This window comes from Acinetobacter sp. P8-3-8, from assembly GCF_000214135.1.
Taxonomy (GTDB): domain Bacteria; phylum Pseudomonadota; class Gammaproteobacteria; order Pseudomonadales; family Moraxellaceae; genus Acinetobacter.
In genome coordinates this window covers 1-19,698 of sequence record NZ_AFIE01000011.1, presented here as the reverse complement: position 1 = coordinate 19,698, position 19,698 = coordinate 1, and the positions used below count along the sequence as shown (strand labels likewise).

Sequence of the window (19,698 nt, the reverse complement as noted above, 5' to 3'; positions counted from 1 at the left end):
TCTGACAAATGTATTTATAATTCTTCTAAAATAACAAAAAAACCTAGCCATCGAAATGACTAGGTTTTCTTTTCTCGCTATATTTTATGCAAATAATAGCCAGTTATTCTGCCGTTGGTGGCGTCGTTTTCTTTGGCGGACGTCCACGTGGGCGACGAGGACGAGCAGGTTTTTCATCAGTTGAAACTTCTGACTCGTCTTTATTGCTTGCTTTTTCCTTTGACGCTGTGTCCAAAGCTAAAGACTGTTGAGTTTCTTCACTTTGATTTGAACTAGACGCTTCAGATTGAACCTCTACTTCAGGTTGAGCCTCAACGACTGCTACTGTTTCTTTAACCTCAACAGTTTCAACAGCTGCTTCACGTACTTCCGCAGTTGTTTGAGTTGCTGTATCTAGGATAACAGTTTCAGTTGGTGCTTCAGTTACAGTACTTTCAACTGATCCTTCTGCTTCACTTTCATTCGTCACTTCAACAACAGGTTGTGCTTGAGCTTGATGATTCTCAAGTTCAGCCTGATGTTCTTGCTTTGCTTGAACCGCTGCTTGTTTGGCTAAACGACGACGTTCACGCGGATCATTGGCAACCCGTAGATCATTCACAGCTTTAGGCGGTGTCAAATCTAGCATTTCTGCTGGTTGTGCTTCATGAGCAGCTTTAGTGATTGCAACATCACGTGTTACAGGCTTCTTCTCTTGCACTTCAGGGTTTGCAGCAACAATTAACGTTGCAGCATATTCTTCGGTGAATTTAAGCAATGCACGGTTAAATGTTGGAATTAAACCGAATTGCTCGATCAGCACTGCACAATCATCACCATAAACAGCACGGATTAATGTTCCTACTGTGTACTGATTTAAAGTCGGTACTTGTGATGGTGTGATTTTCGGTGCTGTTTTCGCTTGAGCGACATTGCGTTGATCACGGCGTTTTTGACGCGGATCATTGCTCGCACGTCGAACTGGCTCTTGAGCATCTACAGTTGTTTCAGCGACAACAGCTTCATTTTTCGCTTCAACAACAGCTGGTGTAGTTGCTTCAACTGGTTTATCCGTTTTAGCTTCTACTGGTGCAGGCTTTTTCGTTTTCACAGGTGCTTTAGGCTGTTGTTGATTCAGCGCTAAAATTTCACTTTGTGCTTGATCAACATTTACAACCAATGCTGTTGTTAATGGCGCAGGTTGTGGCGCATCAATCACTTCAACTTTAAGTTGTTTTTCTGATGGCGCTTTGCTGAGCTCAGATGCTGCGTTTGTATTTGCAGGTTGTTGTTCATCATTAAACACGCTGTGATCGCGATGGCGATTTGGGCGGTTTGGTCGTTGATTGTTGTGACGATCACGACGAGGAACAGATTGCTCTGCATTTACTTCAGGTTGTTGATCATGTTGCTGACGCTGTTTTTGTTGACGGCGTTGATCACGTTGTTCCTGACGCTGTTCTTGGCGTTGCTCTTGATGTGATACTTGAACAACTTCTTCAATCATCTGATTTTGTTCAGTTGATTGCTCACGTGGCTCTTTGTGCTTATTGCGCTTTTTATTGTTGTTATTATTACGTTGTGTTTTTTCTTCTTTCTCTGCTGACTTTTCATATTCACGCTGTTCTTGTTTTTGAACAGGGTTTTGTGAAAGGTAAGCATTGGTTTCAGGAACAACGCGCGCTTCAATCGCTTGAGCAGTATTTACTTGGCCAAATTGACCACGGCTGACTGCACCACCATTGATCATTTGTTCAATCGCTGCAGCTGCATTGTTTGCAGAACGTGATTGATCAACTGTCGCTGCTTGCTTTTGTACAAACAAGTTTTCTAACCAAGCACATGGGCTTGATGATGCTTGCGCAACTTGAGCTTGAACATTAGCTGGTTTAGCTTGCTGTTGTTGGTTTTGTTGTTTTCTTTGTGGCTTGTTGTTTTGAGCAGGAGTGCCTGCGTGTTGCGTTGGTTCTTCTTCCAAATGCCATTCAGAAGATTCATAACCCAATTCTTTTTCACTTGAACGTGTCGCTTCGGTACGTTCATAGCTTGTCGGTGCAAAACCTTCTGGGTTATACGAAATTTCGTAATGTGGTGTTTCTAAATGTGGATGTGGCAATACAGTCACACGTACATTTGAAGTTTGTTCCAAGTAAACAAGGCTGTGACGCTTTTCATTCAATAAGAATGCTGCGATTTCTACAGGAACTTCGACTTGAACTTCACCATGACGTTCGCGAAGAGCAATTTCTTCCACTTTACGCATGATTGAAAGTGATAAAGAGCGTAAGTCACGAACCATACCTGTGCCATGACAGCGAGGGCAGACATAACCTGTTGCTTCTTCTAAAGATGGACGTAAGCGTTGACGGCTCATTTCCATTAAACCAAAGCGAGACAATTGTCCAAACTGGATACGTGCACGGTCACTTTGAGTTGATTCACGAAGTTTTGCTTCAACCATACGTTGATTGCGTTCTTTGGTCATGTCGATGAAGTCGATCACGACTAAACCGCCAATATCACGTAAACGAAGTTGACGTGAAATCTCTTCTGCAGCTTCTAAGTTGGTGCTTAGTGCAGTTTCTTCTACATCGTGACCACGGGTAGATTTTGCAGAGTTAATATCAATTGAAACCAAAGCTTCAGTTTGGTCAATGACAATAGAGCCACCAGAAGGAAGTTTTACTTCACGCTCATAAGCAGTTTGAATTTGGCTTTCGATACCAAAATGAGCAAAAAGTGGTTCATTTAAAGTATAGGTTTTAAGCTTATCTACTTGATTCGGCATCACTGCTTTTACGAAGTTATAAGCTTCGTTATAAGCTTGTTCAGAATCGATGAGAATTTCAGTCACGTCATCACGTAAATAATCACGGATTGCACGAGTCACGACACCCGCTTCTTGATGAACTAGCATTGGTGATGGACCAGAACTTGCAGTGCTTTGGATTTGTGCCCAAAGATCTAACAAATGCTGTAAATCAAGTTGTAATTCTTCTTGAGAGCGACCGATACCCGCAGTACGTACAATAACGCTCATACCGCGTGGCGTATTTAATGAAGCCAACATTTCTTTCAATTCTTCACGAACTGAGCCAGAAATTTGACGACTAATACCACCACCCTTAGGGTTGTTTGGCATGAGGACTAAATAACGACCTGCTAAAGAAATATAAGTTGAAAGGGCAGCGCCTTTATTCCCACGCTCTTCTTTTTCAACTTGAACTAAAAGTTCAGTCCCTTCTGTGATTAACTCACGGATATTCGAAGTTTGACGAGGGTCAGCTTTATAATAAGTATTGGCAATTTCTCGCATCGACAAGAAACCTTGACGACCTGCTCCATATTCTACAAATACTGCTTCTAACGAAGGTTCAACACGGGTAACGTGACCTTTGTAGATATTGGCTTTCTTTTGCTCACGAGTACGATTTTCTAAGTCAAAATCGTAAAGGCGGTGACCAGTGATGAGTGCAACGCGAACTTCTTCGGCATGTGTTGCATTGATCAACATACGTTTCATGGGTGTAACACCTAGTAGTGATTCACACCAACAACTCGCTATCTATTTAAGTGAAGCGACATCTATAAAGTTTGGATCAATCTTCAAAGCATGGATACATCTACATGTTTTGAGCATTTACCAACCTGTTTTTCAAAAGGTTTGGATTCGATACCTATTGATGTTGCAATACTTCTTTAATCTTTGCACAATTAAAGTTTTGAGCTTTTCACTGGCACTGAAAGTGGTGCATTGGATGACTTATTTTGTTCGTCTTTCACTGTCATATTGCTCGAAGATCAACTCTACTCATGGGTAAGAGCGTCTTGATACGGAATGATCATCGTATCTTTACAAACTATGCAGTTCCAATGCCTCAAACACTTATGTCCTGAATAATACTCTAAAGCGACTTGTTTGGCGTGTATCAGTTTATGTTTAAAAACCAACGTCTAGGTTGGCGACATATATTTTTAAACAAACCGATTTCTGTACTTTAAGTACAATTAAACGCAACAGTTTGTCTTTTTGCCGATATAATAAAGCCTTCGGCGTCGGCATATTCTTTTGGGACCTTTCCGAGCTGGTGGTGAACTTTTACGATGTATTTTGCTTTCCAAGTTTTTGAAAAGCTCACAGTAAATTTCACTTACGGCGGTATCCGTGCGCTGACTATAGCAAACCTTGCATCATCTGCCTATGGGCTATACGCTTATTTTGTATGAAAAGCATAGTCCAAATGATCAGTTTTTAATCAAATTTTCGTTTTTTATTGGATCACGTAACTGTATGAATTCTACGCAACAATGGCAAAGTGTAACTTGGTTTGAAGTCGACGAGCACCAAGAAGGCCAACGTATCGATAACTTCTTATTTACGCGTTTAAAAGGCGTACCTAAAAGTCGTATTTATCGTTTGATTCGTGAAGGTCAAGTTCGGGTCAATAAAAAGCGCATTAAGGCTGAAACCAAACTGGCGATTGGTGACCAAATTCGTGTTGCACCGATTCGTTTTGAGCAAAAGGATGAAAGTGCGCCAGTATCCGATAAGGTTGCTCAAAGCTTACTGAGTCGTGTGGTCTATGAAGATGAAGGCTTAATGGTGGTCAATAAACCTTCTGGAATCGCAGTACATGGTGGTAGCGGTGTGGCTTATGGTCTAATCGAAGGTTTGCGTGCTGCTACAGGTAAAAAATATCTAGAACTGATTCATCGTATTGACCGTGATACTTCTGGTTTGGTGATGATCAGTAAAAAACGTAGTGTTTTAAAAACGCTACAAGATTTATTGCGTGAACATAAAATCCGTAAAACCTATGCTGCTATTGTGAAAGGGCAAGTCAGTTTGGATGACCAACTTATTGATCAACCTTTATTGCGTTATGAATTGGCCAATGGTGAACGACGTGTTCGTGTGTCAAAAGATGGTAAAGAATCTAAGACACAATGGAAAGTCGCCGAGCGTTTTATGCATGCAACTTTGGTTTATGCATCACCGCTTTCAGGTCGTACGCATCAAATTCGTGTGCATGGGTTAAGTATCGGTCATCCGCTTGTAGGTGATGATAAATATGGGCATGAAACTGAATATAGAGGACCAAATCCACGTCGTTTATGTTTACATGCAATGCGTTTAGATATTCCTGGTTATCAGACGATTGAAGCACCTTTACCTGAGGATATGCAGAGTTTGGTGGCGCAGTTAAGGGCGCAGAAGAAGGATTAATTTGTGTTTTAAAATGTAATGAACTAGCACGACGGAGTCTTTTCAATTGAGCTTTAATGATTGGAAATAACCTTCGGTTCGACCTACTTTTGTTTCGGCAAAAGTAGGCAAAACCATTGTCATCCGCAGAACTCGTTCACTACTGTTTTTTGATTGATATTTCGCAAAAACATTATTTATTTGATTTAGCCCTGTCTCGAACAATTGCGGATGACGTTTCCGCGTATCAGATTTAGCTTTGAATAAGATGTTTAAGCATGATTGAACTAAGGGTGAAATATGCAAAAGCCTGTAGAACTGATTGTCTTTGATTGGGATGGAACATTATTTGACTCTGTGGGACAAATCGTAGCGAGTTTATTGTTTGCTGCAGAACAGTTCCAGCAACCGTTAACACCTGAAGCTGCAAAAAGTATTATTGGATTAGGGCTACCAGAAGTCGCCCAGGTTTTATTTCCAAATGTTCCTGAATTACATAAGGATATTCTAAAATGCTATGGCGATCACTATGTTGAACATTCAAAAGGTGATCAGTGGTTTTCAGGCATTGCAGATATGTTGTATGGTTTAAAAAATCAAAACATTAAGCTTGCTGTGGCAACAGGGAAAAGTCGTCGAGGTTTAGATCGTGTATTGGGTCAAACCAATAGCCGTGATTTATTTGAAATTACCCGAGCGGCCAGTGAAACTAAATCGAAACCTGATCCACTCATGCTTGCAGAAATATTAGATTTTACAGGTGTAAAGGCTGAACGTGCGATTATGGTTGGTGATACATCTTATGATTTAGAAATGGCGCAAAATATTGCCATGCCACGTGTCGGCGTGAGTTATGGTGTGCACAGTGTTGATGTGTTGCAACGTTTTAATCCATTAAGTATTGCCCATGATGTAAATGCTTTGCACCAGTTTTTAAATGCTCAGGTCAATAAAACTGAGGTGGCTTAAACCTTTACAAGGCGTATACGGATATACGTCTCAATGAAAATTTAATTCAATCGAATCGTCGCAACATAATAAGAATATAGCCTATGAGCCGTTCTATTCGCCTACTCAATTTATTACAACTTTTACGTGAACAACGTTATCCGATTACGGCACAACATTTAGCTGAGCATTTAGAAATAAGTGTGCGGAGTGTTTATCGAGATATTGAGAGTTTACGTGAGCAAGGTGTGAATATTGAGGGGAGTGCAGGACTCGGATTTCAACTGAAAGAGAACTTTCTCTTGCCGCCAATGAGTCTGAATGAAACTGAAGTTGAAGCTGTTTATTTGGCATTGCAGTGGGCGAAGTCAATACCAGATGATGCCTTACAACACGCTTCCCATTCCGTATTGTCCAAACTTAAAGCGGTGTTGCCACAGCAAAAACAAGCCTTTTTAAATAATACCTATTTGAGATCAATTCATTCTTGGGTCGCTGTGGATCAGTCGATTGTGCAGCAAGTTCGTCTTGCCATTCGTATGCAAGTTAAGTTGAAAATTGATTATATAGATGAACAGCAGCAGGTTTCCGCACGACAATTATGGCCATTTGCATTGGGCTATTTTAATGACAAAATGTTGGTGGCTGCATGGTGTGAATTGCGTGAAGATTTTCGTAATTTTCGCTTGGATCGAATCCAGAAATTAGAATTAACAGAGCAACATTATCCGCAATTCAAACGTCATCTTTATGAGCAATGGTGTCAAAAAGAAAACGTGAAAGCGGTAACAACGTTAGAAAAAGAATACACTACTGACAAAAGCTGACACAGCATCCCCCTACACTCGATTGAGAACAAAACAACAGAGGGTAAAACAATGGCTTTAATATTATATACAAATACGCAATCTCGTGGTGTCGTCGTAGATTGGTTGCTTTTAGATCTTGGGATTGAAATTGAACACAAAGAAGTGGCTTATGGCACGGAAATGAAGTCACCAGAATTTTTAAAATTAAATCCTTTTGGCAAAGTCCCAGTTTTAGTTGATGACGAAGTGGTGATTTATGAACTTGATGCAATATGCGCTTATTTAGCGGATAAGTTTTTTGAAAAGGGTTTAGCCCCTGCACTCGACGATCCTAAACGTGGTTTATATTACCGTTGGTTGTTCTTTGGTGCAGGGCCTTTGGCTGCTTCATCAGATAATGAATATCTAAATGTCAAAGTGACAGCAGAGCAAAAAATGCATGTGGGTTATGGTGACTATGCCGATGTGTATAACGCTTTGATTCAAGGTTTAGAACAAGCTTCACCTTATTTATGTGGTGAACAGTTTACAGGTGCAGATATCAGTGTCGGGGCGATGATTTTATGGCAATTGAAAATGGGTAAACTTCAATCACATCCAGCTATTGAGCGTTATGTCGCTGCATTACAACAACGTGAAAGTTTGCAAAAACATCAGGCAATTTTTGCATCATAATTAAAGTTTGCATTTTTAACGTTTGCATTAGCATCTAAAACTGAAGATAAGTTGCTGGTCTAAGTGACTTATCTTTCGTTTTATTTATTAACTTGAGTTCGAGATAAGATATGTTCCCAACTATATGATACGCGGAAACGTCAGTCGCATTGTTCGAGGTAGGGCTACATCTGTAATATACTGTTTTTGCGATATATTAGGTACTTGATAGTATCTGTCGAGTTGGCGACTGACAAATGGTTTTGCCTACTTTTCCCGAAAGAAAAGTAGGTCGAACCGAAGGTTAATCCTTGCATTTGACTTTTAAATGGTAAGACTCCGCTGTGCCTGATCTATCTTTTCAATAACTTACATCAAAATCTATCCCGAACTGACGTTAATTATAGTACGTTGGTATTATGCTGATATTCAAGATAATTTAATTATTGTTAAACGTTAAGTCATAATAAAACTGGCTGCGACATTGATACAGATTGCGAGAATTGTTGTATTAAAACCGTACGCTAAAAGAATATGTAAAATATTTAAAACACGCATAGAACGAGAGGTAATGGATACATCTGCCGTTTGTGCAGAAGTTCCAATCACATAACTAAAATAAATAAACTCAGGATAGGTTGGTTCTGCTGTTTTGGGAAAGTCTAAACCACCATCATCTCGCTTTGCCACAGCCAAGTAAAAGTCATGTGCATAGTGAATTGCAAATACGGTATGCATAAATAACCATGCAAAAATAATGGTTAAAATTGAAAGTGCTAAATGACCGTATTTGACCATCGTGATATTGGGTAAGTGACTGAGTTCGACAATAATCGCAATAAAACACATGATTAAAGACATCACCACGAGTAATAGAATAATCCACTTACTCGCATCTTGCTGTTGAGCATGTTTTAAAATATGAGCACGATCAATTGTCCATAGCACTCGCATAGTCAAGATTAGGTAAATAAAAATTGAGATATTCCAACCCAGTAGTAACTGTGTTGACCATGTCCAATCGGTGAAGAAATCAATCACAATATAGAAAATAGCAGTAAGAAGAAAAGCAATAAAGAAATAAGGACGAGATTGCAGGCTAGATCGGATCTGATGAATCGTGCTGTATTTAGACATAAAATCCTCACCTGTTAGAATTTTTATTTACCAACAACGAGATCAGTTCACGAATTAAACGTAATAACTTAATAAATAGTCGCTAAAAAGAGCTGTCCTTTAGCTTTTATTTTTTAACATTGTAGGTCTATCCATGAACGGTTTTTTTGTTGATTCATTATTGAATATATTTTCTCAACTTCGGGCATTATTGTAAAAATGAATGATGCTGAGAGAAGCCAATATAGCATTTAAATATCATAAATATCGGTACGATTCATATCTAAATAGAAGACTTTGTCTAATTGCTCAATAAATTTCTGTACAGCACTCGATGTTAAATTTTTACGGTAGCTGACATACAAATCAAGATAAGGCAGATCAATATCTAAAGGGCGAATCACCGTATTGTTTAGGGTTAATGGTGCAATGTATGCAGGTAGAATGGTACAACTTAACCCCATACCAATAGAGTTGATATTAAACAGAATATTATCGACTTTTTGCACAATGTTGAATTCGATACCTTGTGCTTTGGCAAAGTCTAAAATAAGGTCATGCAAAGTACCCGATTGCTCTTCTACAGGAAGAATAAAGTCAATTCCATTTAAAGCTTTCACTGGAATCCGCTCATATTTTGCCAAAGGATGGTCTTTGGATAAGATGAAGTTGAGTGGATCTCTTAAAACAAATTTGCTTTCGATTTCATCATTGTGAAAATTGTGACGGGTAAAAGAAATATCCAGTTCGCCTTTTTTCATTGCTCGCATTTGTTCAAGATTATTTAAGCTTTGCAATTCAATTTTAAGCTCTGGGTTTTGAACACGTAAGTTAGGCAATACATAAGGAAAAACTTTGATTTCAGCTACAGGCACAAATCCGATACGTAATAATTGCTGTTTGGCTTGAGAGACTTGCCTCGCCATTGCTACAGCTTTCTCCGCTTGAGCCAAAGTTAAGCGAGCTTGCTCAAGGAATACTGCACCTTCTTCGGTCAGCTCTACTTTACGTTTTGTACGGTTTAAAAGTCTGACGCCAACATCTTCTTCAAGGTCCTTGATTTGCTGACTCAGCGAGGGTTGAGCCGTATAAAGTTTCAATGCAGCCCTACTAAAATTAAGTTCTTCAGCAACAGCAATGAAGTATCTAAGGTGTCGTAATTCCATATAACCTTTCCAAAGAGTAATCCAAAAAATGTCTTACTGTGAATTCACATAAGTATAATCTATAAACAATAACACGGTGAAGCTGATGTAATATTTTAAAAATAAATGATTAATTTTTAGGTATAGTTATTTTTATATGAAAAAGTCGATCTGAGTAATCTATAAAAAATATTAATCACAAAGCATTTTCTATGCGTTAGATGAACTGAGTTGTTAAGTCAATTTATACAATTGAGTTTATGAATAATTTACCCAATAACGTGAACATTAATGGCATGGCTGAAAATTCTGCTGCACTTGATCGTCATTTGAAAAAGGCATTGCTTGTTTTTTACATTTTAAATGTAAAATTGGGAAGGGATTACCTTCAGCATCAAATTCAGAGCGGGCAACTTGTTCAAAACCATGTTTTTTATAAAAACTTAAAGCATTTGGATTTTGTTCATTGACATCAACTTCGTATGCATCCAAAGACAGTGCATGCTGAATCAATAGTGAACCAATGCCTTGATTAAAAAAATCAGGATCAATAAACAGCATTTCTATCTTGTTATAGGCAAGCCCCATAAATCCAACAATCTGTGCATTTCGTTCCACATGAAACAGTTGTACATGGTCAAAATAATGATGTTGGATGATTAATGCTTTGATTTGTGCAATATGTTGTTCATTTAAAAAGGCGTGTGTTGCACGTACAGAAGCCTCCCAAATCTTTAATAACTGGGAGTGAGATTTTGAATGAGTATGTAAAATATTGCTTAGAACAGGTTCCATATCAAATTCATTCAATCGTGAAAAGCAACAAAAAATAAAGAAAAATCACAGCTTATTTGGTTAATATGAATGAAGATCGGTATAAAAATCAAATCTATATATTTGATGAGAAAAAACAGGACAATAAATGTCAGATTCCAACAAAATTGTCGTTTATGCAGCACTTTTGGGTAACCTAGCCATTGCCTGTGTAAAATTCATTGCAGCCTATATAACAAATAGCTCAGCGATGTTAAGTGAAGCTGTACATTCGGTCGTTGATACGCTCAATGAAATTTTATTGCTATATGGTTTGAAAAAATCACAACAACCAGCCAATCATAAACATCCATTTGGCTATGGTCGTGAGCTCTATTTTTGGGCATTTATCGTTGCTTTATTGGTCTTTGCATTAGGTTCTGTCGTATCTATTTATCAAGGTATTCAACATATTCAGCAACCTGAGGAAATGAAATCACCTTTGGTGAATTATGCTGTGCTTGGGTTCGCCATTCTCTGTGAAGGAACATCATGGTTTGTTGCATTGAAATCATTTAAGAAAATGAAAGGCAGTATGGGCTATTTTGAAGCATTTCGACGCAGTAAGGATCCAACCACATTCACGGTATTATTTGAAGATTCAGCAGCGTTGATCGGCTTATTGATTGCTTTGGTTGGTATTTTCTGTGCACATCAATTGAATATGCCTGTGTTAGATGGCGTTGCTTCTATTCTCATTGGTGTGGTTTTAGCGATTTCAGCCCTGCTTTTAGCAAGAGAAACCAAAGGATTGTTATTGGGTGAAACGGCAGATCCTCAATTGCGACATAATATTTTAAAAATTGCTCAAGATGACCCAGCAGTTTACTCTGCCAATGGTGTGTTGACTGAACAAATGGGTGCACATCAAGTGATTGCTTCTTTAAGTTTAGAATTTAAAGATAATCTTACTTCAGATGAAATAGAAACCTGCGTCAATCGGATTGAAACCAAAATTAGGAGCATTCATCCCGAAATCGTGGCATTATTTATCAAACCACAAACCAAGTTAGTTTGGCTCGAAAGAATGAAAGGGCGTTTAGAGTAACCATGTCGAAGCAAACGGAAAATGTTGGTATTGAAGATAAGACAATATCAGATAAAGAAGTTCTACCAGAGAATATTAAACAATTACATTATCGTTTAGTGACTGAAAACTGTATGTCACATACTTGGTCTAAGCCATTTTTTAAGGTGATTGGTTCTAATCATCACAATGGTGAACGCTTCTATAATGAAACGCCTAGACCAGAAGGGCGTAGCCGTTGGGATTTATTAAAATGGTTAGGGACTCGTAAATCATCTACGTGGAATGTTGATAGTCAAAAGGAATCAGCAGAATTCTATGCGACAAAACGTGTATTACCACAAAATCGCCCTGATGCAGATTTAAATGATTGGCAAGTGTGGTTTGTTAGCCATGCGACTGTTTTGGTTCAGATTGGGCCGTACAATTTTTTAACTGATCCAGTGTGGGCGGATTATGTCAGCCCGAAAGATGGACGTGGCCCGAAACGTGTGATTCCAGCAGGAATTGCCTTAGAGCAATTACCACAAATTCATGCTGTTTTACTGAGTCATAATCATTATGATCATATGGATTTGGCCTCACTGCGTTGGTTACACAATAAGTTTGCGATGCCTATTTATACAGGTCTCGGAAATTCACATTACTTGCCAAAAGAATTCCATGTGATTGAAATGGACTGGTGGCAGTCCGCACTATTCAAAGATCTCAAAATTATTTACACACCTGCACAGCATGGTTCTGGTCGTGGTTTACGTGATCAAAATGTGGCATTGTGGGGTGGCTTTTCAGTGGTTTCACAACATGGTCATTTCTTCTTTGCAGGAGATACAGGCTATGCATCACATTTCAAAGAGATTCAAAAACGTCTAGGTGCGCCACGCATTGCCTTATTACCCATCGGTGCTTATGAGCCACGTGCACTGATGAAATATATGCATATGAATCCACAAGATGCCTTTCAAGCACATTTAGATTTGCAGGCGAAGCGTTCATTGGCGATACATTATCGAACCTATCAACTGACCGATGAAGCGCGTGAACAACCTGAACATGACCTACAAAAAGCGATGAAGCATTCTTCGAAAATGGTCAATCCGTTTTATTGCATCAAAGAAGGCCGTAAATTGGTGGTGTAACTTTAGATCAATGGATGAGATAAATACCAAAGAGGCAAACTGATGGTATTTATCTCAAACCTTATTGATTTGGAAATATAAAATTATCTGAATTCAAGCGTTATGCTTTTTTTTGCAACAGTTGAATTGCAACAATTGACAGTCCGATCATGGCAAGATTCATTACAAAAGGGTTAAAGGAAGATGTGAAATAAAGTGGATAAATCACAGCCACAACGATAGTTAAAGCAATTAGCCCTAAAATATTGAAGACATGTAGAATTTTGGATCGTCGAAAAATTAGAAATAACAGACCAAACATAATTTCGATGTAACCTGAAATTTTAATTAAAAATAGCATCGATAATTCATCTATACCCAAATATTGCCAGAATTGCTGTTCCTCAACGGTGTGATAGATGATTTTAGGCACTAAGCCTTGGTAAATCCATAACACAGCCAGTGTGACATGAATAGTGAGTAAGGCATGATCTACGGTTTTAGGTGTATTCATAAACTGCACTATCCAAAAAATGCTTTTTATTTTCGTGAGATGGAAGTAGGCATTGATCTGTTGTACCAAATAAACAATAACGATTTAAAGCGATTCTACGGTACAAAAAATCTCGAATAAATTTTGGAATCAAATAACCTATTTTCAAACAAGAAAAAGGCAAGCCGAGTTCTTCAATGACTTTTAAAAATGCAGTTGATTCTGAGTAAACTTGAGTATTTTTAATCACTAACATTGTGTCAAAGTGGTCAGTGGGCATTGCATAATATTTTAAAATTTCTTGCCCCAATGGGGATTGAACGGAAGCCAATTTAAATCGTGCCTGTGAGTCATGTTGGATTAAAAACTTAGCCCAACCATTACAAAGCACACAAATTTCATCGAATAATACAATGTCATGTTGTTGAATGATTTCTTGGATATTTTTAGACATCGACATACAGACTCGAAGCATCTTTACATTCACTATACATCAAAAAATATGTTTGCAAAATAAACAGATGATCCCGCCTATAACATTATTGTCAGCAATTATCAGCACTGAAAAACATGATTAAAGTCATGCACTGTCGCAATATGAAAAGTGAATGAAGAATAGAAAAGCGTACCCGTTTAATATCACTGAAATTCTTTAGAATTGAAGATCTTGAATTGAATAAATCGATTGTTTTTATTCGTTAAATTCGCTTTAGCTTATGCTGAAAACAGGCTATGTTGAATAAGTAAGCTGAGTATTAAGCGGTTAAAAAGTGAATTGAACTTTGATCAAGTTTGGAGAATAAACATGGATAATAATTCGCAAGCATCAGGTAAATGCCCATTCCACCCAGAGGGCTCGAATACCAATGTTGCCAGCTCAAATGATTGGTGGCCAAACGCATTAAACCTCGACATCCTTTCACAGCACGATAAAAAAACCAATCCAATGGATCCTCATTTTGATTATGCAAAAGCATTCAAATCTTTGGACTTGGAAGCCATTAAGCAAGACCTACGTGAACTCATTAATAGTAGCCAAGATTGGTGGCCATCCGATTATGGCAGTTATATCGGAATGTTCGTACGAACAGCATGGCATTTAGCAGGATCGTACCGTAAACAAGATGGCCGTGGTGGCGCAAATACAGGGAACCAACGCTTTGCTCCATTGAATAGTTGGCCTGATAACGTCAATACAGACAAAGGCCGCCGTTTACTTTGGCCGATTAAAAGAAAGTATGGTAATAAAATTTCATGGGGTGATTTAATCGTTTTGGCAGGTACAGTTGCATATGATGTTGCTGGCTTAAAAACTTTTGGATTTGCTGGTGGGCGTTTAGACGTTTGGCATCCTGAAAAAGATATTTATTGGGGCTCAGAACATAAATGGTTAGATGCGACCAAAAACCGTTATGAGAATGATCAAGATCGTAAATCTCTAGAAAATCCTTTGGCTGCGGTACAAATGGGTTTGATCTATGTCAATCCTGAAGGGGTTGATGGCAATCCTGACCCATTAAAAACAGCACAAGATATGCGTGTGACCTTTGACCGTATGGGAATGGACGATGAAGAAACGGTTGCATTAACTGTCGGTGGTCATACTGTTGGTAAGGCACATGGGAATGGTAAAGCAGATCTGTTAGGTAAAGATGTTGAAGGTGCAGATGTTGAGTTCCAAGGGCTTGGTTGGCATAACCCAGAAGGTACTGGAAATGCAGGCAATACCATGGTCAGTGGGATTGAAGGTGCGTGGACGACACATCCAACCCAATGGGACAATGAATTCCTACATTTATTATTAACTTATGATTGGGCATTGACCAAGAGTCCAGCAGGTGCACATCAATGGGAACCTGTGAATATCAAAGAGGAAGATAAACCTGTTGATGCACACGATCCAAATGTACGCCGTAATCCAATGATGACAGATGCCGATATGGCGCTGAAAATCGATCCTGAATATCGTAAAATTGCCGAACATTTCTATCAAAACCCAGATGAATTGGCAAAAGTCTTTGCTCGCGCATGGTTTAAATTAACCCATCGCGATATGGGGCCGAAAACACGTTATTTGGGTGCTGATGTGCCTAAAGAAGATTTAATTTGGCAAGATCCAATTCCAGCAGTGGATTACACACTTTCTGATGTGGAAGTGAGTAATTTGAAGGTTAAATTATTGAACAGTGGTTTGACCTCTGCCGAGCTGATTAATACAGCGTGGGACAGTGCACGAACATATCGTGGTTCTGACTATCGTGGTGGAGCAAACGGTGCTCGTATTCGCCTTGCGCCTCAAAAAGATTGGCAGGGTAATGAGCCAGAACGTTTAGCGAAAGTTTTAGCAAAACTCGAAGAAATCCAAGCGGGCTTAGTGAAAAAAGTCAGCATTGCAGATTTGATTGTATTGGGTGGTACAGCCGCAGTTGAAAAAGCTGCACAAGCTGCGGGTGTTAATGTAAAAGTACCATTTACAGCCGGACGTGGTGATGCAACGCAAGAGCAAACAGATGTGTATTCATTTGAAGATCTTGAACCTAAAGCAGATGGTTACCGTAACTTTGTAAAAGCAGATTATGCTGTTCAACCTGAAGAAATGTTACTCGATCGTACTCAATTGATGGGCTTAACTGCACCAGAAATGGTGGTTTTAGTTGGTGGTATGCGTGTATTGGGTACCAATTATGCCGATTCTAAGCATGGTGTATTTACAGACCGTGTTGGCGTGCTAAGTAATGATTTCTTTGTCAATTTGACCGATATGGCAAATACATGGAAACCTACGGGCAAGAATTCTTACAACATTGTCGATCGTGCAACTGGCAATGTGAAATGGACGGCAACTCGTGTGGACTTGGTATTCGGTTCTAACTCGGTACTTCGTTCTTATGCAGAAGTTTATGCTCAAGACGATAATAAAGAGAAGTTTGTGCATGACTTTATTGCTGCATGGACGAAAGTGATGAATGCAGATCGTTTTGATGTAAAGTAATCGCTTAGATACAAAAAACCGCCTGAGGGCGGTTTTTTGATTCAGTGATTATTTTGATAAAAAAATCAGATTATGAAATTTGAGCTATAGCAATAGGAGTGAATAAAAGTGAGGGAGGAAAATGAAAAATAAGATTGAACCAAAGATTGAAATCGTAGTTGCGGGCTCTCTAACTTCTCAGAATGAATACCAGCTTATTTCTCAGTGGCTTGACTCGCAGTTTTATCATTCTCTTGGTATTACGGTATTTTTCGAACAAATGCAAACCGTTGATGTTCAATCGCACCTCTTACGCTTATATGACTCAAAGACACCAGATGTATTGTTAGGTGTTGCAGTCGTATTTGCAGGAGGAACGTGTTTTTGGCTACCAGCAGAGACTTCTATGGCAAGATTGCTCTGTACAGCAATTTTAGGCTTTGAGCCACGTCGAATTGTCACCACCTCAATTGGGCGTGATTTATTACGTAGTGCTGCGGTGGAGCAAGCGCTCTTGGTGAGAGATTATAATCAATGGATCATGGTTTGTACACGCCGTTTCCCGAAAGCGAGTGGGCGTATGGCAAGACCATCAGACATTACTCGTCTTGTTGAATATCAACTTCAATATAATGAGGAGCGTTCAGTTGAAGAGACATCGGATTGGGAAGGGCTTATTGCACAGGAAAAGGTTGCTGTGTATGAAGCCGATGGTCAGATTGTTTCTATCGTTCGATTCGGGATTGAAACCAGTCGGCTCGTATCGATCGGTGGGACTTATACATTTCCTGATTATCGTCGACAAGGTTTTGCTGAACGTGTCATTGAATTTGCTGTAGATCGAATCGTCGCAACTGGGCGTACTGCTCAGTTGATTGTCGATATTGATAATACCCCCGCAGTCGAACTTTATCGTCAAATGGGTTTTGAGTGTGTTGGGTCGTCTTATGTCTGCTATCCAGAATATTAATAGTAATAGAGGATGATGAAATAATGACATCATTTATAATTGAATTATTATTCTTTAATACATATTAAATGCTTCATGGTTTGAATAATATCCTCCTCCAAAACCTGCCAATCGCTAAACTCAGGTTGCATCAACAACGTCTGAGATACAAAGCCATAGCAAAGCCTTTGCACATTTAAACTCATTTGTTGCAGTTGCTCATTCTTCTGAATAAAAGGCTTAAGAATGCTTTGCCACATCTGAACCATCATGGCATAACTTTTTTGATAACTTTCAATGCTCGAAACTTGACGTTCTAATAAAAAAGACTGAGCCCATAAAAACTGTTGAGCTTGAATTTCCTGTAATTGAAAATGAATCACTTGCTGTAAATATTCGGAAAACTCTAAATTTGTGGATAACTCATATTGACTTTGTGCATAACTTTTTAAGCTTTCCGCATTATTTTTGACATGCTGATGAATGGTTAAAGCAATCAAATCTTCCTTCTTAGAGAAGTACTCATAAAATGTACCTAAACCTACACCAGCAAGGTCAGTAATTTCACGAATGGTGATTTCATTGGCGGAACGCTCAGCCAAAAGCCGAACAAAACTTTCCATCAATGCTTCTTGCGTGATTCTAGCTCTTGATTGGCGTGGCTTACGACGTACTTGAATCTCAATATTTTTCATAAAACCCTTTACCGAAGAAAGCCGAACACATTCACAAGACATTTCTCTTATACTGAATGCAATGAGATAAAACAACAAGGTGAAGATTCAGGATGAATACGGCACAAAACTGGCAAACCCATGAAGTGAGTAATCAATTTGATGAGTTGCAGAATTATAATTTATTCAGTACAGATCAAGTCTTGCAAGAAATTTTGCAACGTTATGGAAGTCAGGATCAACAGCGACTGACTGAGTTTGCACAAATTGTTGGTTCTACTGAATATTATCAATATGCAGATCTTGCCAATAGACATACTCCTGAATTACATAGCTTTGATGCACGTGGTCGCCGTCAGGATTTTCTAGAATTTCATCCTGCATGGCATAAATGGATGGGCTTAAACCGTCAATTTGATACCCATGCCTACCCATTTAATCATCCAAACTCATCTTCAAAATGGGTCGATTGGGCAGCACGTTTTTTCCTGAGTGGACAAGTGGAAGCGGGGAATTTATGCCCAAATTCCATGACAATGGGCAGTATTCCACTTATTCAGAACGAAACTGAGCTATGGGCGAAAATTGGAGAGAAATTGCTTTCCAATGAATATGATGAACGTGATGTTCCAATTAGCCAAAAAAAATCCATTTGGATGGGTATGGGCATGACAGAAAAGCAGGGTGGTTCAGATGTACGTGCCAATGAAACCTTTGCTATTCCTATCGCTGAGTCAGGACGTGGACAGTCTTATTTACTCACAGGGCATAAATGGTTCTTCTCTGCGCCCATGTGTGATGCACATTTAGTCGTTGCTAAAACTGAACAAGATGGTTTGGCATGTTTCTTTGTTCCACGTTGGTTGGACGATGGCACCAAGAACACAGTTCAAGTTCAACGCTTAAAAGATAAAGTTGGTAATCGCAGTAACTCTAGTTCGGAAGTAGAATTCAAAAATGCTTGGGGCATCATGATTGGTGAGGCAGGGCGAGGCATTCCAACCATTATCGAGATGGCAAACTACACACGTTTGACATGTTCTGTTGGCTCAAGTGCTATGCTACGTCAAGCTTTGGTGCAATGTATTGCCTATACTCGTCAACGTAAAGCTTTTGGAAAGCATTTAGCTGAACAACCTTTGATGCAAGCAGTTTTAACTGATCTAGCTTTAGAAACTGAGGCTGCAATGCAACTTAGTTTCCATCTGGCACATTGTTATGAAAACGATGATGAATTGTCCTTGGCGTGGAAACGCATCATGACACCTGCGGCTAAGTTTTGGGTGTGTAAACGAGCTGTTGAATTGACTGGTGAAATGATGGAAGTCTTTGGTGGTAATGGGTATGTCGATACAGGCATCATGGCACGTATTTTCAAAGAAGCACCTGTGAATACCATTTGGGAAGGTTCTGGCAATGTCATGTGTTTAGATGTATTACGTGCAATTCAACGTGATCGTGAGTCGATTGAAATATTGTTTAAATCCTTTGCCGAAGTGGCAAGCCAAGATGTAATTTTACAAAATGAACTACAAGCTTTATTTAAATTATTCAGCAGTTTGCAAGCAGATGAATTGCAATTCATGGCACGGGGATTAGTTAGTCGTTTAGTGATTATTGCTCAAGCGATTTTACTTAAACAATATGCGCCTGATTTTGTTGCTGATGCTTTTATTCAAAGTCGTTATAGTGAATTTCATGGGCGTGTCGTCGGCATGGTTGATTCAAAAACTGTCGATGTTGAGCGAATATTGGAAAGAGCTTTGGCGAGTTGTTAACCTAAATATGATTAATCT

General features: G+C 39.0%; 16 protein-coding genes. 9 read left to right on the top strand and 7 right to left on the bottom strand.

The window, feature by feature from the left end:
* Positions 1 to 103: 103 nt before the first annotated feature.
* Positions 104 to 3,502 (bottom strand): Rne/Rng family ribonuclease, encoded by a 3,399-nt coding sequence (locus tag GGG_RS0106925; protein ID WP_010113361.1) that lies wholly within the window; start codon positions 3,500 to 3,502, stop codon positions 104 to 106.
* Positions 3,503 to 4,270: 768 nt separating this feature from the next.
* Here GGG_RS0106925 and GGG_RS0106920 point away from each other — a divergent pair.
* The 4 genes from GGG_RS0106920 to GGG_RS0106905 all read left to right on the top strand — a co-directional run bounded on the left by GGG_RS0106920 (position 4,271) and on the right by GGG_RS0106905 (position 7,617).
* A complete protein-coding gene (locus GGG_RS0106920) occupies positions 4,271 to 5,206 on the top strand; it encodes an RluA family pseudouridine synthase (RefSeq protein ID WP_010113359.1) in 936 nt (311 codons plus the stop codon).
* A gap of 279 nt (positions 5,207 to 5,485) precedes the next feature.
* Positions 5,486 to 6,154 carry an HAD-IA family hydrolase gene (locus GGG_RS0106915; protein WP_010113357.1) on the top strand — a complete coding sequence of 223 codons (669 nt, stop codon included), beginning with the start codon at positions 5,486 to 5,488 and terminating at the stop codon, positions 6,152 to 6,154.
* A gap of 83 nt (positions 6,155 to 6,237) precedes the next feature.
* Entirely contained in the window at positions 6,238 to 6,960 is a 723-nt protein-coding gene (locus GGG_RS0106910; RefSeq protein ID WP_010113356.1) for a YafY family protein, read from the top strand.
* Between the two features lie 51 nt (positions 6,961 to 7,011).
* A complete protein-coding gene (locus GGG_RS0106905) occupies positions 7,012 to 7,617 on the top strand; it encodes a glutathione S-transferase family protein (RefSeq protein ID WP_010113354.1) in 606 nt (201 codons plus the stop codon).
* A 435-nt stretch (positions 7,618 to 8,052) separates the two neighbouring features.
* Here the strand turns inward: GGG_RS0106905 and GGG_RS0106900 are convergent, their stop codons facing one another.
* The 3 genes from GGG_RS0106900 to GGG_RS0106890 all read right to left on the bottom strand — a co-directional run bounded on the left by GGG_RS0106900 (position 8,053) and on the right by GGG_RS0106890 (position 10,652).
* Positions 8,053 to 8,733: a DUF1345 domain-containing protein gene (locus GGG_RS0106900; protein ID WP_010113352.1), complete on the bottom strand. Its 681-nt coding sequence runs from the start codon at positions 8,731 to 8,733 to the stop codon at positions 8,053 to 8,055.
* A 230-nt stretch (positions 8,734 to 8,963) separates the two neighbouring features.
* Entirely contained in the window at positions 8,964 to 9,878 is a 915-nt protein-coding gene (gene hcaR / locus GGG_RS0106895) for a DNA-binding transcriptional regulator HcaR (protein ID WP_010113350.1), read from the bottom strand.
* 267 nt (positions 9,879 to 10,145) lie between these two features.
* On the bottom strand, positions 10,146 to 10,652 hold the full coding sequence (locus GGG_RS0106890; RefSeq protein WP_010113348.1) for a GNAT family N-acetyltransferase: 507 nt from the start codon (positions 10,650 to 10,652) through the stop codon (positions 10,146 to 10,148).
* A 127-nt stretch (positions 10,653 to 10,779) separates the two neighbouring features.
* Here GGG_RS0106890 and GGG_RS0106885 point away from each other — a divergent pair, with 127 nt between their 5' ends.
* Together GGG_RS0106885 and GGG_RS0106880 are read left to right on the top strand one after the other, a co-directional pair.
* Positions 10,780 to 11,718 (top strand): cation diffusion facilitator family transporter, encoded by a 939-nt coding sequence (locus tag GGG_RS0106885; protein WP_010113346.1) that lies wholly within the window; start codon positions 10,780 to 10,782, stop codon positions 11,716 to 11,718.
* 2 nt (positions 11,719 to 11,720) lie between these two features.
* The gene (locus GGG_RS0106880; RefSeq protein WP_010113345.1) at positions 11,721 to 12,836 is read left to right on the top strand and encodes an MBL fold metallo-hydrolase; all 1,116 of its coding nucleotides are present in this window, start codon (positions 11,721 to 11,723) and stop codon (positions 12,834 to 12,836) included.
* 100 nt (positions 12,837 to 12,936) lie between these two features.
* Here GGG_RS0106880 and GGG_RS0106875 read toward each other — a convergent pair whose 3' ends face one another.
* Both GGG_RS0106875 and GGG_RS0106870 read right to left on the bottom strand, forming a co-directional pair.
* Positions 12,937 to 13,329, bottom strand: coding sequence for a DoxX-like family protein (locus GGG_RS0106875; RefSeq protein WP_010113344.1), 393 nt, complete (start codon positions 13,327 to 13,329; stop codon positions 12,937 to 12,939).
* On the bottom strand, positions 13,316 to 13,762 hold the full coding sequence (locus GGG_RS0106870) for a thiol-disulfide oxidoreductase DCC family protein (protein ID WP_010113343.1): 447 nt from the start codon (positions 13,760 to 13,762) through the stop codon (positions 13,316 to 13,318). Before GGG_RS0106870 ends, GGG_RS0106875 begins: the two co-directional genes overlap by 14 nt.
* Before the next feature lie 351 nt (positions 13,763 to 14,113).
* Between GGG_RS0106870 and katG the strand changes: the two genes are divergently transcribed.
* Both katG and GGG_RS0106860 read left to right on the top strand, forming a co-directional pair.
* Entirely contained in the window at positions 14,114 to 16,300 is a 2,187-nt protein-coding gene (katG, locus tag GGG_RS0106865) for a catalase/peroxidase HPI (protein WP_010113342.1), read from the top strand.
* A gap of 121 nt (positions 16,301 to 16,421) precedes the next feature.
* Positions 16,422 to 17,249 carry a GNAT family N-acetyltransferase gene (locus GGG_RS0106860; protein ID WP_010113340.1) on the top strand — a complete coding sequence of 276 codons (828 nt, stop codon included), beginning with the start codon at positions 16,422 to 16,424 and terminating at the stop codon, positions 17,247 to 17,249.
* Positions 17,250 to 17,296: 47 nt separating this feature from the next.
* Here the strand turns inward: GGG_RS0106860 and GGG_RS0106855 are convergent, their stop codons facing one another.
* On the bottom strand, positions 17,297 to 17,923 hold the full coding sequence (locus tag GGG_RS0106855) for a TetR/AcrR family transcriptional regulator (RefSeq protein WP_010113339.1): 627 nt from the start codon (positions 17,921 to 17,923) through the stop codon (positions 17,297 to 17,299).
* A 92-nt stretch (positions 17,924 to 18,015) separates the two neighbouring features.
* Between GGG_RS0106855 and GGG_RS0106850 the strand changes: the two genes are divergently transcribed.
* Entirely contained in the window at positions 18,016 to 19,680 is a 1,665-nt protein-coding gene (locus GGG_RS0106850; RefSeq protein WP_010113338.1) for an acyl-CoA dehydrogenase family protein, read from the top strand.
* The last annotated feature ends 18 nt before the right edge of the window (positions 19,681 to 19,698 follow it).

What these genes read in the sequence shown, in the direction of transcription:
- GGG_RS0106925 (WP_010113361.1), bottom strand. Translation starts at nt 3,502, where the DNA reads ATGAAACGTATGTTGATCAATGCAACACATGCCGAAGAAGTTCGCGTT.
- GGG_RS0106920 (WP_010113359.1), top strand. Translation starts at nt 4,271, where the DNA reads ATGAATTCTACGCAACAATGGCAAAGTGTAACTTGGTTTGAAGTCGAC.
- GGG_RS0106915 (WP_010113357.1), top strand. Translation starts at nt 5,486, where the DNA reads ATGCAAAAGCCTGTAGAACTGATTGTCTTTGATTGGGATGGAACATTA.
- GGG_RS0106910 (WP_010113356.1), top strand. Translation starts at nt 6,238, where the DNA reads ATGAGCCGTTCTATTCGCCTACTCAATTTATTACAACTTTTACGTGAA.
- GGG_RS0106905 (WP_010113354.1), top strand. Translation starts at nt 7,012, where the DNA reads ATGGCTTTAATATTATATACAAATACGCAATCTCGTGGTGTCGTCGTA.
- GGG_RS0106900 (WP_010113352.1), bottom strand. Translation starts at nt 8,733, where the DNA reads ATGTCTAAATACAGCACGATTCATCAGATCCGATCTAGCCTGCAATCT.
- hcaR (WP_010113350.1), bottom strand. Translation starts at nt 9,878, where the DNA reads ATGGAATTACGACACCTTAGATACTTCATTGCTGTTGCTGAAGAACTT.
- GGG_RS0106890 (WP_010113348.1), bottom strand. Translation starts at nt 10,652, where the DNA reads ATGGAACCTGTTCTAAGCAATATTTTACATACTCATTCAAAATCTCAC.
- GGG_RS0106885 (WP_010113346.1), top strand. Translation starts at nt 10,780, where the DNA reads ATGTCAGATTCCAACAAAATTGTCGTTTATGCAGCACTTTTGGGTAAC.
- GGG_RS0106880 (WP_010113345.1), top strand. Translation starts at nt 11,721, where the DNA reads ATGTCGAAGCAAACGGAAAATGTTGGTATTGAAGATAAGACAATATCA.
- GGG_RS0106875 (WP_010113344.1), bottom strand. Translation starts at nt 13,329, where the DNA reads ATGAATACACCTAAAACCGTAGATCATGCCTTACTCACTATTCATGTC.
- GGG_RS0106870 (WP_010113343.1), bottom strand. Translation starts at nt 13,762, where the DNA reads ATGTCTAAAAATATCCAAGAAATCATTCAACAACATGACATTGTATTA.
- katG (WP_010113342.1), top strand. Translation starts at nt 14,114, where the DNA reads ATGGATAATAATTCGCAAGCATCAGGTAAATGCCCATTCCACCCAGAG.
- GGG_RS0106860 (WP_010113340.1), top strand. Translation starts at nt 16,422, where the DNA reads ATGAAAAATAAGATTGAACCAAAGATTGAAATCGTAGTTGCGGGCTCT.
- GGG_RS0106855 (WP_010113339.1), bottom strand. Translation starts at nt 17,923, where the DNA reads ATGAAAAATATTGAGATTCAAGTACGTCGTAAGCCACGCCAATCAAGA.
- GGG_RS0106850 (WP_010113338.1), top strand. Translation starts at nt 18,016, where the DNA reads ATGAATACGGCACAAAACTGGCAAACCCATGAAGTGAGTAATCAATTT.